Raw genomic sequence first — 14,010 nt, forward strand, 5'->3', positions numbered from 1 at the left:
CCGAGACGGCGCCGCGCGGCATCCGGCTCGCTTGCACTCGTGACGGTCGAGTGCCAGAATCGTCTTTAGCACTCACTCGATTCGAGTGCTAAACCCCAAGATTCTTGGACGTCCGGGAAGGGACGAGAGACACACATGGCAAAGATCATTGCTTTCAACGAGGAGGCCCGCCGCGGTCTCGAGCGTGGCCTCAACACGCTCGCCGACGCGGTCAAGGTGACCCTCGGCCCGCGCGGTCGCAACGTCGTGCTCGAGAAGAAGTGGGGCGCCCCCACCATCACGAACGACGGCGTGTCGATCGCCAAGGAGATCGAGCTCGACGACCCGTACGAGAAGATCGGCGCCGAGCTCGTCAAGGAGGTCGCGAAGAAGACCGACGACGTCGCCGGTGACGGCACCACCACCTCGGTCGTGCTCGCCCAGGCGCTCGTGCGCGAGGGCCTCCGCAACGTCGCCGCCGGCGCCGACCCCATCTCGCTGAAGCGCGGTATCGAGAAGGCCGTCTCGGCCGTCTCCGAGGAGCTCCTCGCCGCCGCCAAGGAGGTCGAGACCAAGGAGGAGATCGCCGCGACCGCGTCGATCTCGGCCGCCGACCCCCAGATCGGCGAGATCATCGCCGAGGCGATCGACAAGGTCGGCAAGGAGGGCGTCGTCACCGTCGAGGAGTCGAACACCTTCGGCACCGAGCTCGAGCTCACCGAGGGCATGCGCTTCGACAAGGGCTACCTGTCGGCGTACTTCGTCACCGACCCCGAGCGTCAGGAGGCGGTCTTCGAGGACCCGTACATCCTGATCGTCAACAGCAAGGTCTCGAACATCAAGGACCTGCTGCCCATCGTCGACAAGGTGATCCAGACCGGCAAGCAGCTGCTCATCATCGCCGAGGACGTCGACGGCGAGGCGCTCGCGACGCTGATCGTGAACAAGATCCGCGGCATCTTCAAGTCGGTCGCCGTCAAGGCTCCCGGCTTCGGCGACCGTCGCAAGGCGCAGCTGCAGGACATCGCGATCCTCACCGGCGGCCAGGTCATCTCCGAGGAGGTCGGCCTCAAGCTCGAGAACGTCACCCTCGACCTGCTCGGCCAGGCGCGCAAGGTCGTCATCACCAAGGACGAGACCACCATCGTCGAGGGCGCGGGCGACCCCGAGCAGATCGCCGGCCGCGTGGCCCAGATCCGCTCGGAGATCGAGAACACCGACTCCGACTACGACCGCGAGAAGCTCCAGGAGCGCCTCGCGAAGCTCGCCGGCGGCGTCGCCGTCATCAAGGCGGGCGCGGCCACCGAGGTCGAGCTCAAGGAGCGCAAGCACCGCATCGAGGACGCCGTCCGCAACGCGAAGGCGGCCGTCGAGGAGGGCATCGTCGCCGGTGGTGGCGTCGCACTCATCCAGGCCGGCCAGAAGGCCTTCGGCAACCTCGAGCTCGACGGCGACGAGGCCACCGGCGCCAACATCGTGAAGGTCGCCATCGAGGCGCCGCTCAAGCAGATCGCCCTCAACGCGGGCCTCGAGCCGGGCGTCGTCGCGGCCAAGGTCGCGGAGCTCCCCGCGGGTCACGGCCTCAACGCCGCGACCGGCGAGTACGGCGACCTCGTCGCCCAGGGCATCATCGACCCCGCCAAGGTGACCCGCTCGGCGCTGCAGAACGCCGCGTCGATCGCCGGCCTCTTCCTCACCACCGAGGCCGTCGTCGCCGACAAGCCCGAGAAGAACCCGGCTCCGGTCGGCGACCCGACGGGCGGCATGGACTTCTAGTCCGCACACCTCAGGGCCTCGTGCCCGAACGCGATGGGCGTCTCCTCCGGGAGGCGCCCATCGTCGTGTCCGGCGCGGGGGCCGCCGCTGCCACGCGTCCGTGGTCCTCGGCACGCCGAACCGGCATTGCGTGATCAGACCGTGATGCGCGGTGTCCGCGCCGTGACGTCTCGGATCCCTAGCATGTGGTGCATGCCGCATGGTCCCTACCGCCTTGCCGCCGCCCTCATCGCGGCGTCCGTCCTCGCACTCACCGCATGCACGCCAAGTGGTCCCGCCGCCTCGCCGACGCCGACGGCCGAGCCGTCGGCCGCACCCACGCCGGCGCCCGACGAGCCCGCGACGCGACCGGTGAACCTGACCGGCACGACGTGCGGGGAGTTCGTTCCGCTGGAACTCCTGGAGGCCGCCGCGGGCACCTCGTTGCGCGCGGGCGGTGCGGTGCTGAGCGAATACGACGAGGCCGCTGCCGTTGCCCGCTGGGAGAATGCGGGCGGATTCCGCTGCACGTGGGCCGACGCCGCGAGCGGCGAGGTGCGCGCGGTCGTGTCGGTGCTCCCCGACGGCGCTCCCGCCGGACTGCGGATCGGCACGGAGATCGGCGGCCTGACGGGCGACGAGTCCATGGCCGACGAATGGCCGCTCGCGACCCACTGCATCTACGACCACTGCAGCGCGATCGGCTACCTCGGCGACGACTTCGCGAACGCGACCGTCTTCGGGCTGCCGTGGACCGAGGACGGCGTCCCCGCCGCCGAGATGATCGCGCTCGGCGACGCGGTGGTGGCGGGCGTGCGCGCGATGCCGCAGGGTGGCGTGCTTCCGCCGCTGTCCGAGGCATGGATCGCCGGTCCGACGACCTGCGATGCGATCGTCACCGCCGACGACCTCGCCGCCGCGATCGGCGCGGGCTCGGTGACGTACAAGCCCGGGTACGCGTACGAGGAGAGCTCGGGGGCGGATGCCGCGCTCCTCACCGCCGGCGGCATCGCCTGCCGGTACGGCGTCGCTGACGAGATCGCCGGCGGCCTCATCAGCGTCCTGCCCGATGCCGAGGGCGCGTTCCGTGCCGCCGCCGCGCTTCCCGGCCGCGAGCCCGCATCGGCGTCCGACACCTTCTGGACCTGCCGTCGCAACGGGCCGACCGACGCCGAGGCGTCGGTTTCGTGCACGGTGGACGTGCTCGCGGCCGGCGCATGGATCACCGTCGCCTCGACGGCGTACGAGGGCGAGGACCTGGTCCGGGAGCGCGCGCTCGCGGCGGCCGCTGTCGTCGCCGGCGCGCTGTGAGGAACCGACCGGCGAGCGGCGCGGGGCCCCGATCCTCCTCGTGTCGCGGCCGCGCGGGTGGGGGACACCCGCACGCCGTGGACCCACGCGCCCCGCACCCCCAGAACTGGCGGCAGAGCGCGGGACGGCGCCGGTCTAGCATCGTCGTGAGCGCACGCCCGACCCGAACCCCGAGCACGAGATCGCCGTCTCGCGGAGTCGGGCGCCCGCTCCCTGGGGCATACCGATGAGTTTCTCGATCGCGACCGCGAAGGCCGACATCACGCCTGCGGCCGGCGTCAACCCGTACATGGGCGGATACGGGGTACAGGGCCCCCTCCGCGTGGTCAGGAGCAACACCCCGCAGCTGCATCCGCTCTGGGCGCGGTGCATCGTCCTCTGGGAGGACAACTACCCGCACGTGATCGTGTCGCTCGACATCCTGGGGATCCCCCGCGGCATGCACCAGGCGCTCCGCCCACGACTCATCGCGCTCGCGGGCTGGACGTCGGCCGACATCGTGCTGGTCGCGAGCCACACGCACAACGGGCCCGCGGTGGGCGACATGCTCGACCCGTTCATCGCGTACGACGTCTCCAACCGCGACCAGATCGACAACTACACGAGCTGGCTGCAGGACCGCATCGTCACGCTCGTCAAGGACACGCTCGCCGCCTCGCGGACCACGGTCACGCTGGACTATCGCGTCGGCTTCGCCGGATTCGCGTTCAATCGCGTCGGACTGCCGACGGTCGAGACGGCCGTGCCGATCATCACGGCGCGCGCGTCGAACGGGTCGCGTCGCGCGATCATCTACAGCTACGGATGCCACCCGGTGAGCGCCGGATGGCAGGACGAGTGGGACGGCGACTGGCCGGCGGAGGCCACCGACACCATCGAGGACCTCACGGGCGCGTTCGCGCTCTTCCTCCCCGGGCCGGCCGGCGACCAGGATCCTGCGGGCGACCGTGGGTGGGACCTGCGCAACGAGCACGGCGCGACGATCGGCAACCTCGTCGTGAACGCATCCGGATCGGCAGGTCGCGCCTTGACGGGTCCGATGCGAGCGCAGTTCCGCGAGGTGTCGCTGCCCCTCGACATCGTGGCCACGCCCGCCAACCTCGCCGCCGTCCGCGCCGCCTTCGCCGCTCGCATGCAGAACCCCGACGGCCAGCCCGCCTGGTACCAGCGGCACGCAGAGTCGATGATCACGCGGATCGACAGCGGCACGTACGCGACGAGCGTCCCGAACCCGTCGCAGGTGTGGCGATTCGGCGGGAGCCCGCAGCTCAAGATGGCCTTCGTGGGCGGTGAGCTGGTCAGCGGCTACGCCGCGTACTTCCGAGCTCGGCAGGGCGGGACGAACGGGCTCTTCATCGGCGGCTACGCCAACGAGACGTCGTGCTACGTGCCGGCGAACAACTTCCTGCCGCCGCTCGCCCCGGCGTTCGGCAGCTACGAGGGCGGCTGGGACGCCGACTATCCCGGAATCGCGGGCGGCAGCATGATCGTGTACCCGCAGATCGCGCACTTCCGCGCCGGATCCTCCGGGGTCGAGAGCGCCGTCATCGGTGCGCTGACCGAACAGCTCGCCTGAGCCGCCCGGATCTCATCCGATCGGGCGGTCGATCGGGTCGGGCGGTCGATCCGGTCGGGCGGTCGATCCGGGTCAGGCGGTCGCCTCGAGCCACGCGGCGAACGCGCGCGCCTGCGGCGCCTGCGGCGCGAGCGCGAGGGAGCCGGCCACGATGCCGCGACCGAGCTGCCGCAGCTTCGCGTCCAGGTTCGCCGGCGGGATGCGCGTGCTGGCCGCGAGCACGGTGAGGTACGTGGTCTCTCGATCCGCGACCGGACCGTCGACCGACTCGACCACGTCGACGATCGCGGATTCCTCAGCCGTCAGCCGGTGCTCGGTCTCGCCGACGTAACTGACGGTGCAGTCCAGGATGGCGAGGTAGTACGGCGCGGCCCAGACGTCCTCGAGTCGTGCGAGTGGCGCGAGGTCGGGGACGGGCGTCTTGACCGCGAACCGGTAGCGGGGCTCGACGGGAGCCGCGGCCTTCGCCGTCCGTACGCGTGCGGGGAGCGCGGTCGCCGGCTGGGTCGTCGTGGCGATGCCCACGGACAGCGCGGCGGCCGCCCCCATGCCGAGGAGTGCGCGCCGGCTGATCGTCACCGCCGGGTCGGCATCGTGTCGTCGAGGCCTCATGAGATCACCGTCATTCCACCCCAACCGGTGCCGATCAGGCGCACCGTCCGCCATCCGCCGCGGCCGTCGCCGGGGTAGAGGAGCAGCTGCCCCGAGCCGTCGCGTGCGACCACGTCGCGGTTCCCGTCGCCGTCGACGTCGCCGGGCCCGAGGATCGCCGTCATGACGTTCCAGCCGCTGCCGATCCCGCGCGAGGTCTTCCATCCGCCGCGGCCGTCGCCGGGGTAGAGGAGGAGCGCCCCGCTCGAGTTGCGCGCGATGACGTCTGGGCTGCCGTCGCCGTCGAAGTCGCCGGGCCCGAGGATCGCCGTCATGACGTTCCAGCCCGAGCCGACCTGCCGTGCGGTGCCGAGTCCGCCGCTGCCGTTGCCCGGGTAGAGCATCAGGTTGCCCGACGCGTCGCGGGCGAGCAGGTCGCGCTTGCCGTCGCCGTCCCAGTCGCCGGGGCTGAAGATCATCGACAGCCCGCCCCAGCCGGTTGCGATGACCTCGGCCGCGCCGATGCCGCCGGCGCCGTCGCCGCGGTGCAGCCGCACGTCGCCGTTCGAGGCGCGGGCCAGCACGTCGGGCCGAGCGTCGCCGGTCCAGTCGCCGACCGCGATGACGGCGTTCACGCCGGTCCAGCCGCTGGCGATCTGGCCCCACCCGAGCCACCCGCCCGTTCCGTTCCCGCGGTACAGCCAGAGCTGGCCGGTGGAATTCAGCGCGAGCAGGTCGATCTTCCCGTCGCCGTCGTAGTCATGCGGTTCGGTGGAGGTCGGTTTCGGGCGCACGACGTACGCCTGGGAGACCACGGTCGACGGGTTCCCGGCGGTGTCGACGGCGAGGAATCGCAGCGTGACGTTGGCGTTGAGGACGATCGGCGACGTGTACCGCGTCGAGGACGTCGTCGGCGTGCTGCCATCGGTCGTGTAGTAGATGCTGGCCGGCTCGTCGGCCGACAGGGTCACCTGCTGCCCGACGTCGTAGGTGCCGGCGCCGGGGGCGGCGCTCACGACGGGTGCGCGCGTGTCGGGCACGACGAACTGGAAGCCGCGCGACGCCGTCGCGGTGTTGCCGACAGCGCTGCGCGCCTCGACGGTGAAGGTGTGGGCGCCGGCCGTCAGACCGGTGTAGCTCTTCGGCGACGTGCATGCCTCGAACGCCTGCGAATCGATGCGGCAGCGGAAGGTGACCCCCTGCGCCGAGCCGGCGTTGAACTCGAACGTCGCCGTGCTGGTCATCGTCTGGCCGTCGGTGGCCGGCACCGTGATGACGGGCGCCGGGGCCGTCAGGTCGACGGTGAAGGTCGAGGTCCGGGCAGGCCCGACGTTGCCCGCCGCATCGGTCGCGATGATCCGCAGCACGTGCTCGCCCGCCGTGGTGAACGTCAGGGTCTGCCCGTTCGTGCAGACGGCGCCGGCGACGGACTCGGGCGAGTCGATGGCGCAGCGCAGGACCGCCCCGGCTTCGGCGACCACGTCGAGCGCGACCGACTTGCCGATGGTGGAGCCGTTGGCCGGCACGCGGATCTCGGGCGCCGCAGGTGCGGTCGCGTCGACGGTGAAGGCGCGTTCGACGGGGGTTCCCACCGCTCCGACACGAACGCCGAAGCGGTGCGGCCCGTCGGCGAGCGCCGGCGATGCCGTGACGGTGCCCGGCGAGCACGAGGTCCAGTTGACGTTGTCGAAGGCGCACTGCAGCGGCACCTGGCCGGCGACGGCGATGGTGAACGACGGAGTGGCATCGTTGGTGACGGACGGGTCGGGCGACGGCGTGCCGTCGGCGTTCGTGGGGCCGGAGACGATCGTCGGCAGTAGCTCGCCGAGCTCCCACACGGTGCCCTTGGCGGTCTGGACCGGATTCGCCAGGAGGCCCGGGTCGTCGGCCACGAGGGCGAGGTCGCGCCGCAGCGCGAGTCCGCCGATCCGGCTGTACCCGGTCGCCCAGCTCGCCTCGACCTGTCCGGTCTTCGTCATGACGCGGGTGACGGTGTCGGTGCCGGCGGAGGTCGCCGAGGCCGTGCCGGCGTAGAGGATCCCGGTCGCCTGGTCGAACAGCAGGCGTGCGGGGCTGCCGATGGCGTACGAGGCGGTGGGCGTTCCGGTGCCGCCGCCGGAGAGCGGTGCGAGGAACGAGGTCAGGCCGGAGGCCTCGGCGACGTAGACCCGGACGCGTCCGGAGGACTCGGTCGCCCCGGCCGCCACGGCGCGTGCGCCGACGTTCGCGAGGAACGCGATGGTCTGCACGGTGGGCTGGTCGGCGATGGGATCGACCACGCGCACGACGGTGCGGGCGCGTTCGAACACGACGTAGGCGCTGAGGTCGGGACCGACCGAGACGGCCACCGGCCGCAGGTCGCCGCCGAAGAGCGTCAGGCTGCTCGCGTACTTGAACGTCGCGGTCGCGGGGTCCCACTTCGCGCGGACGACCTTGGCCGAGTTCACCGCGGCGTCGGGGACGAGGGCGAGCTCGTCGCCGCTGCCCTTCGCGGTCGGCGTCGGGTCGAGCAGGGCCGCGGCGCCGGGCTTCTGGGGGCCCTTCTGCACGGACCCCGCCGTGCCCCCGAGACAGGTCGCGGGTTCGATCGCACCGGGAGTGGTGACCGTGGCCTCAGCGATACGGCAGAACCCCTGCACCGCGTCGGAGACCCACACGCGGCCGGCGGGGTCGACGAGCAGCCCACCGGAGGCGGTGATGCCCTGCGCGACGGCTCGCTTCGGCTGGTCGGCCCAGGCGCCGGAGGCGGGACCGACGAGGACCATGGCGAACACGGCGAGCACCGTCGCGATCACGGTCGATGCGCGGCCGACCGGCGGACGTCCGGCGCGTGCGTCGGAACGCACGCGCGTCGGAACAGAGGCTGCTGTGCTCCCAGGCATGACACGCTTTCACAGTAGGGACTCGGGTTCGAGGTGTGTTCAGGCTACGCTGCGGGCGAGTCTCTCCGCGTACCCCGATCCGGGGGGCAGGGGAGCCCCGACGCGCCGGGTGCGGAGCGCCACTCGAGCTGCTCGGTCGACGCGCCGATCACCGCAGGAACAGCCGCGCGTTGGCCTGTTCCGCGTCGGCGTACTGGGTCGCGGCGAGGCCGAGCGCATGGCTGAGCTGCGCGAGGCTCTGCTCGACGTGCGATTGTGTCCCCCGCCAGTCGGCGACGGCCGCCTGGAAGGCCGAGGCGGCCTGGCCCGTCCACGACGACTGCAGGCCGGTGAGCTGCACGACGAGCGACGTCACCTCCGACTGGATGCGGCCGATGGTGCCCTGCACCGACTGGGTGGCGGCGGACACCTGGGCGGCGTCGACGTGGTAGGTGGTCATCGTGGTCCCTTCATCGATCGGGTGGGACCCCCACGGTAGGCCGACGGCCGCTCGCCGACCTCACGACGGCGGCAGGCGGCACGCGGCATCCGCTCGACCGCTCATGTCGAGGACGAGTGAGGACGTGACCTCAGGCCGTCGTGACCGACTGCGGAGCGGCAGACGAGCCGGCGAGCGGGAGCGACACCCGGAAGGTCGCGCCGCCGCCCGGCGTCTCCACGACGTCGACGGAGCCGTTGTGCGCCGCGATGATCGACGACACGATCGCGAGCCCGAGGCCCGAGCCGCCGGTCTCGCGCGTGCGCGAGGTGTCGGCGCGCCAGAAGCGCTGGAAGATCTTCTCGCGGATCTGCGACGGGATGCCCTCGCCGTGGTCGACGACCTCGATCATGGCCCGCTCCGCCGCGTCGTCGACCGACACCCGGATCTCGATCGGGCTGTCGTCGGTCGTGAACCGGATCGCGTTCGCCATGAGGTTCGTGATGACCTGGCGGATCTTGTTCTCCTCGGCGAGCACCACCGCGCGTCGGACGGGTGCGGTGACCATGCCGGCGGTCGTCGTCGTGACGGACTGCTGCTGGTCGGCCTGCGGCTCGGCGGCGGGGTACGTCGTGACGCGCGCGTCGGCGCTCGAGACGCGCGCCCGCGACGACTGCCCGCGACGCGATCCGGATGCCCCGGCGCCCGCGCGCTGGCCCGACCCGCGCCGCCCGGCGCCCGAAGCCGGCGAGTCTCCGCGTGGACGTCGTCCGCGCAGCCGCGCGAGCGTGGCGCCCGCGAAGGAGATCGCCCCTGTCGGCGGCCGCTCGGGCTCCAGCTCGACCTCGAGCTCGGGCGTCGCCCCGCCCGCGGCATCCGCACCGCCGAGCTCTTCGGGCGCGATGACGGTCACCGTGCGGCCCGGGTTCGCGGCCATGGCGTCGAGGGCGGCGTCGCGGGCGAGCGGCACGAGGTCCACCTCGGCGAGCTCGAGCGGCTTGGCCTCGTCGAGTCGGGCGAGGGCCAGCAGGTCCTCGACGAGGCCGCCCATGCGGATGGCCTCCTTCTCGATGCGGTCCATGGCCTGCGCGACCTCGTCGGGTGTCTGCAGCGCGCCCATGCGGTAGAGCTCGGCGTAGCCGCGCACCGACACGAGCGGCGTGCGCAGCTCGTGCGACGCGTCCCCGACGAACCGGCGCATCTGCTCGATGGTGCGCGCGCGGTCGCGGAACGCCCGGTCGATGCGGTTGAGCATGGTGTTGAGGGAGCGGTTGAGGCGTCCGACCTCGGTGTTCGGGGTGGCGCCGCCGAGGCGCTGGCCGAAGTCGCCGTCGGCGATGGCCGCGGCCGTGCGCTCGACCTCGCGCAGCGGCGTGAACGTCGACGTCACGAGCATGCGGGTGAGGAGGGCGCCGACGAGCACGACGCCGAGGCCGAAGCCGAGGAAGATCGTGAGGTACACGGCGAGCAGTCGCTCGGTGTCCTTCGACGAGATCGCGATGATGATCGGCGCGTAGTTGCCGTGCTGGTCGACCGTCATGACGGCGCTCACCGCCCGGAACGTGGGCTGGCCGCTCGCGTCGTCGAGCGGGTACACGGTGTACTTGCCGCTCGCGCTGCGCTCGTTGGTGACATTGACCTCGGCGACGGTCAGGCTCGACGGGATCTCGGGGTAGCCCTCGCTGTCGCGCTCTTCCCAGTTGTGGTCGATGAGCTTCGCCGTCGCCGGGTCGTAGACCGCGACGAACACCTCGTCGGACGATGCGAACGAGAGGTCGCCGAGGTCGGCCCTCGCGCCGGGCGAGTTCTCGCCCTCGAAGTACTTGTTCAGATCGCCGGCGGCGATGGTGTCGAGCTTCGAGGCCATCTGGTCCTCGACGTACGAGCGCAGCATGGCGGCCGTGCCGATGCCGGAGACGAGCAGCCCGAGGGTCAGCATCAGCACCGTCACACCCGTGATCTTGGTGCGCAGGGAGATGCGGTTCCACCGCTCGGAGATCGTCTGGTGCATGGCGGGCCGAGTCTACGGACGCTCCCTGAACCGACCCTGTACCATGCCTGGCCTACGGCTTGGAGGACTTCAGCATGTAGCCGAATCCCCGCTTCGTCTGGATGAGCGGCTCGCTGGAGTGCTGGTCGAGCTTGCGACGCAGGTAGGAGATGTAGCTCTCGACGATGCCGGCGTCGCCGTTGAAGTCGTACTCCCAGACGTGGTCGAGGATCTGCGCCTTCGACAGCACGCGGTTGGGGTTCAGCATGAGGTAGCGCAGCAGCTTGAACTCGGTGGGGGAGAGCTCGACGGGCACGTCGCCGACGAGCACCTCGTGCGTGTCCTGGTCCATCGTGAGCTCGCCCGTGCGGATGACGGCGTCCTCCTCGGCGTGCATCGTGCGGCGCAGGATCGCCTTGATGCGCGCGACGATCTCGTCGAGGCTGAACGGCTTGGTGACGTAGTCGTCGCCGCCGACCGTGAGGCCCGTGATCTTGTCCTCGGTGTCGTCCTTCGCGGTGAGGAAGAGGATCGGCGCCGTGTACCCGGCCGACCGGAGGCGCTTGGTGACGCCGAAGCCGTTCATGTCGGGGAGCATGACGTCGAGGATGATGAGGTCGGGCTCCTCCTCGAGGACTGCGCTGATGGTCTGTGCGCCGTTGCCCACGGCGCGCACCGCGAACCCGGCGAACCGGAGGCTCGTCGTGAGGAGGTCGCGGATGTTGGGCTCGTCGTCGACGATGAGAATGCGGGGTCCATCGCTCATGGATCCCATTCTCTTGAAGTTCGCTGTGATCTGCCTGAGAGTCAGTTGGATGAATCGAATGCGCCGGCGATGCGCAGGCAGCATCCGCCGGCGCCCGGGTCGAGGTGTACGCGATCGGATGCCGCGCCGACCTCGTCGGCCATGGCGCACACGAGCGCGTGGTTGAGGTCGCAGACGACGCCCGGATGCTGCTGCGCCAGCTTGTGGAACGGGCACGTGCCGAGCACCGTGTCGTCGCCCTCGGCGCGCGGCTCGAAGCCCTCGCGCAGGAGCGCGACCTCGAGATCGGCGGCCCCTGCCGCGAGTCGATGCCCCGCGCGGCTCGCGGCGTCGCGGAGCGCGGCCTTCGGCGAGGCGCCCGCGGTGGCCTGCTCGATCGCCTCGGCCATCACGCTCCCCGCCACGGCGTAGAGGCGACGGGGCACGCTCAGCGCGAACTCGGAGTCGCCGCGGCGGTAGAGCTTCGCGGGTCGCCCGGCGCCGGGGCCCGAGCGACCGTTCAGGCGCCGGAACTCGACGGCCAGGAGACCGGCCGCGGCGAGTCGCTCGAGGTGGAAGGCGGCCGTGGACCGGGGAAGGTCGAGCTCGTGCGCGACGGCCTCGCGAGTGACGCCTTCGTCGTGCTCGACCACCGCGGCGTAGACGCGCCGCCGCAGGGGGTCGGCGAGCAGTGCGGCGGCCGACCAGCGGCCGCCGGCCTCGGGTCCGCCGTCGGATGCCATGCCCCGACTCTACTCTAAAAACAGGATTCGTTGACAGAACTCGAGGGCCGACCTAGCGTCGATCGCAGAGGGTGACGAGGGCGCAACGGCCGAGGTGGACGCCCGGAGGAGGTGCGGGATGAGCCCGGAGGCAACGCCGGCGATCGTGTCGCTGCACGCCGTGACCGACGACGAGGAGGCGCGTCCCGTCATCGACCGGGATCGCGCGCGGGCCGCCGTGGCGGATCTCCTCGTCGCGCTCGGGCAGGACCTCGATTCGCCGCACCTCGCGGAGACGCCGCGGCGCGCCGCCGACGCGCTCATCGAGCTCCTCACCCCCGAGCCGTTCCGCGCCACGACGTTCCCCAACGACGAGGGATACGACGACCTCGTGGTCGTCGCCGGCATCCCGTTCCACTCGCTCTGCGAGCACCACCTGCTGCCGTTCCGCGGCGTCGCCCACGTCGGGTACCTGCCCGGCGACCGGCTCGTCGGCCTCTCGAAGCTGGCGCGCATCGTCGAGCAGTTCTCGCGGTCGCTGCAGGTGCAGGAGCGGATGACGCGGCAGCTCGCGGAGTGGCTGGAGCGCGAGCTCGCACCGCGCGGCACCGGCGTCGTGCTCGAGGCCGAGCATCTCTGCATGTCGCTGCGCGGGCCACGTATCGTGGGCAGCGTGACCACGACCAGGAGCTTCACCGGGCTCCTCCGAGTCGACGAACGCCTCCGCCGCGAGTTCGAGTCGCGGTGCGACGCGCAGGGAATGGAGCGCACGAGATGAGCAGCGAGCACGGCATCGTCATCGTCGGCGGCGGCCTGGCGGGCGCGCGGGCGGCCGAGGGAGCGCGTGCCGCGGGCTACGACGGGCCCGTGCGCATCGTCGCGGGCGAGGACGCCATGCCCTACATCCGACCCCCGCTGTCGAAGGAGTTCCTGAACGGCGCCGCCACCCGCGAGTCCGTCGACGTGCACCCCGCCGAGTGGTACGACGAGCACCGCGTCCAGGTGCTCCGCGGCATCCGCGCGACCGGGCTCGACCTGCCGGCGCATCGCGTGCGACTCGACGACGGACGTCACCTCGACTACGACCGACTGCTGCTCGCGACGGGCTCGGCGCCGCGGCACTGGCCGGGCGCGGGGGCCGACCTCGAGGGCGTGCACGTGCTGCGCACCATCGGCGACTCGATCGCGCTGCGCGACCTCCTCTCGCCTGGCGGCCGCCGCATCGTGCTCATCGGGTCGGGCTGGATCGGGCTCGAGGTCGCGGCCGCGGCCCGCGGCTATGGCAACGAGGTCACGGTCGTGGCGCCCGAGGCGGTGCCGCTCGAGGCCGCGATCGGGCCCACCGCAGGCGAGGTGTTCGCCCGACTGCACCGCGAGCACGGCGTCGACCTGCGCATGTCGACGAAGGTCGACGGGATCGTCGGCGACGACGCACGCGCGACCGGCGTCGCGCTCGAGGGCGGCGAGGTCGTGCCCGCCGACGCGGTCATCGTCGGCATCGGCGCCGTGCCGCTGACCGGACTCGCCGAGGAGGCCGGCATCGAGGTCGACAACGGCGTCGTGACGGATGCCGCGTTCCGCACGAGTGCCGACGACGTCTACGCCGTGGGCGACGTCGCGAACGTCTTCCAGCCGTTCCTCGGCGAGCACCTGCGCACCGAGCACTGGGCGACCGCCGAGAACCAGGGCCCCGCGGCCGGACGCTCGATGGCGGGCGAGGCGATCGAGTACGACGAGCCGCCCTACTTCTACACCGACCAGTACGATCTCGGCATGGAGTACTCGGGCTACGGGCCCCTCATGGCGGGCGTCGAGCCCGTGTTCCGGGGCGACGTGCCCGGGCGCGAGTTCATCGCCTTCTGGCTCGCCGACGACCGGGTCGTGGCGGGCATGAACGTCAACGTGTGGGACGTGAACGAGCAGGTGCAGGAGTTCATCCGCTCGCGTGCCCGCATCGACGTCGACCGGCTCGTCGACCCGTCGATCCCGCTCGACGCCGTGCTCCGCGAGGCCACCGCATGAGCCCCTCCTCCGGGGCCGC

11 protein-coding genes are annotated in these 14,010 nt (G+C 71.7%); 5 read left to right on the forward strand and 6 right to left on the reverse strand.

Translation table 11 applies throughout. The features are described 5' to 3' along the window. Positions 1 to 135: 135 nt before the first annotated feature. The 3 genes from groL to ACWEOH_RS13570 all read left to right on the forward strand — a co-directional run bounded on the left by groL (position 136) and on the right by ACWEOH_RS13570 (position 4,621). The gene (gene groL, locus ACWEOH_RS13560) at positions 136 to 1,755 is read left to right on the forward strand and encodes a chaperonin GroEL (protein WP_148733973.1); all 1,620 of its coding nucleotides are present in this window, start codon (positions 136 to 138) and stop codon (positions 1,753 to 1,755) included. A 192-nt stretch (positions 1,756 to 1,947) separates the two neighbouring features. Beyond that, complete coding sequence (locus ACWEOH_RS13565; RefSeq protein ID WP_452031683.1) at positions 1,948 to 3,045, forward strand: hypothetical protein; 1,098 nt, start codon at positions 1,948 to 1,950, stop codon at positions 3,043 to 3,045. Positions 3,046 to 3,271: 226 nt separating this feature from the next. Continuing rightward, on the forward strand, positions 3,272 to 4,621 hold the full coding sequence (locus tag ACWEOH_RS13570) for a hypothetical protein (protein WP_452031685.1): 1,350 nt from the start codon (positions 3,272 to 3,274) through the stop codon (positions 4,619 to 4,621). Between the two features lie 72 nt (positions 4,622 to 4,693). Here the strand turns inward: ACWEOH_RS13570 and ACWEOH_RS13575 are convergent, their stop codons facing one another. From ACWEOH_RS13575 to ACWEOH_RS13600, 6 genes are all read right to left on the reverse strand, one after another. Next, positions 4,694 to 5,233 carry a hypothetical protein gene (locus tag ACWEOH_RS13575; RefSeq protein ID WP_452031686.1) on the reverse strand — a complete coding sequence of 180 codons (540 nt, stop codon included), beginning with the start codon at positions 5,231 to 5,233 and terminating at the stop codon, positions 4,694 to 4,696. Then, positions 5,230 to 8,007: an FG-GAP-like repeat-containing protein gene (locus ACWEOH_RS13580; protein ID WP_452031688.1), complete on the reverse strand. Its 2,778-nt coding sequence runs from the start codon at positions 8,005 to 8,007 to the stop codon at positions 5,230 to 5,232. Before ACWEOH_RS13580 ends, ACWEOH_RS13575 begins: the two co-directional genes overlap by 4 nt. A gap of 235 nt (positions 8,008 to 8,242) precedes the next feature. Then, a complete protein-coding gene (locus ACWEOH_RS13585) occupies positions 8,243 to 8,533 on the reverse strand; it encodes a WXG100 family type VII secretion target (RefSeq protein ID WP_452031690.1) in 291 nt (96 codons plus the stop codon). Between the two features lie 130 nt (positions 8,534 to 8,663). Next, on the reverse strand, positions 8,664 to 10,523 hold the full coding sequence (locus tag ACWEOH_RS13590; RefSeq protein WP_452031692.1) for an ATP-binding protein: 1,860 nt from the start codon (positions 10,521 to 10,523) through the stop codon (positions 8,664 to 8,666). A 52-nt stretch (positions 10,524 to 10,575) separates the two neighbouring features. After that, positions 10,576 to 11,268 carry a response regulator transcription factor gene (locus ACWEOH_RS13595; RefSeq protein ID WP_148733976.1) on the reverse strand — a complete coding sequence of 231 codons (693 nt, stop codon included), beginning with the start codon at positions 11,266 to 11,268 and terminating at the stop codon, positions 10,576 to 10,578. Positions 11,269 to 11,309: 41 nt separating this feature from the next. Beyond that, positions 11,310 to 11,990, reverse strand: a complete 681-nt coding sequence (locus ACWEOH_RS13600) for a helix-turn-helix transcriptional regulator (RefSeq protein ID WP_452031694.1) — start codon at positions 11,988 to 11,990, stop codon at positions 11,310 to 11,312. Positions 11,991 to 12,108: 118 nt separating this feature from the next. Between ACWEOH_RS13600 and folE the strand changes: the two genes are divergently transcribed. Both folE and ACWEOH_RS13610 read left to right on the forward strand, forming a co-directional pair. Next, positions 12,109 to 12,747: a GTP cyclohydrolase I gene (folE, locus tag ACWEOH_RS13605; protein WP_452031696.1), complete on the forward strand. Its 639-nt coding sequence runs from the start codon at positions 12,109 to 12,111 to the stop codon at positions 12,745 to 12,747. Further along, positions 12,744 to 13,991: an NAD(P)/FAD-dependent oxidoreductase gene (locus ACWEOH_RS13610; RefSeq protein WP_452031698.1), complete on the forward strand. Its 1,248-nt coding sequence runs from the start codon at positions 12,744 to 12,746 to the stop codon at positions 13,989 to 13,991. The genes folE and ACWEOH_RS13610 overlap by 4 nt, the downstream gene beginning before the upstream one ends. Positions 13,992 to 14,010 lie beyond the last annotated feature (19 nt).

The organism is Agromyces sp. NPDC004153 (genome assembly GCF_053603635.1).

Bases quoted from the DNA above. Each gene is read 5' to 3' on its own strand.
- ACWEOH_RS13575 (WP_452031686.1), bottom strand. From the start codon at position 5,233: ATGAGGCCTCGACGACACGATGCCGACCCGGCGGTGACGATCAGCCGG.
- ACWEOH_RS13585 (WP_452031690.1), bottom strand. From the start codon at position 8,533: ATGACCACCTACCACGTCGACGCCGCCCAGGTGTCCGCCGCCACCCAG.
- ACWEOH_RS13570 (WP_452031685.1), top strand. From the start codon at position 3,272: ATGAGTTTCTCGATCGCGACCGCGAAGGCCGACATCACGCCTGCGGCC.
- ACWEOH_RS13600 (WP_452031694.1), bottom strand. From the start codon at position 11,990: ATGGCATCCGACGGCGGACCCGAGGCCGGCGGCCGCTGGTCGGCCGCC.
- ACWEOH_RS13590 (WP_452031692.1), bottom strand. From the start codon at position 10,523: ATGCACCAGACGATCTCCGAGCGGTGGAACCGCATCTCCCTGCGCACC.
- ACWEOH_RS13610 (WP_452031698.1), top strand. From the start codon at position 12,744: ATGAGCAGCGAGCACGGCATCGTCATCGTCGGCGGCGGCCTGGCGGGC.
- groL (WP_148733973.1), top strand. From the start codon at position 136: ATGGCAAAGATCATTGCTTTCAACGAGGAGGCCCGCCGCGGTCTCGAG.
- ACWEOH_RS13565 (WP_452031683.1), top strand. From the start codon at position 1,948: ATGCCGCATGGTCCCTACCGCCTTGCCGCCGCCCTCATCGCGGCGTCC.
- ACWEOH_RS13595 (WP_148733976.1), bottom strand. From the start codon at position 11,268: ATGAGCGATGGACCCCGCATTCTCATCGTCGACGACGAGCCCAACATC.
- folE (WP_452031696.1), top strand. From the start codon at position 12,109: ATGAGCCCGGAGGCAACGCCGGCGATCGTGTCGCTGCACGCCGTGACC.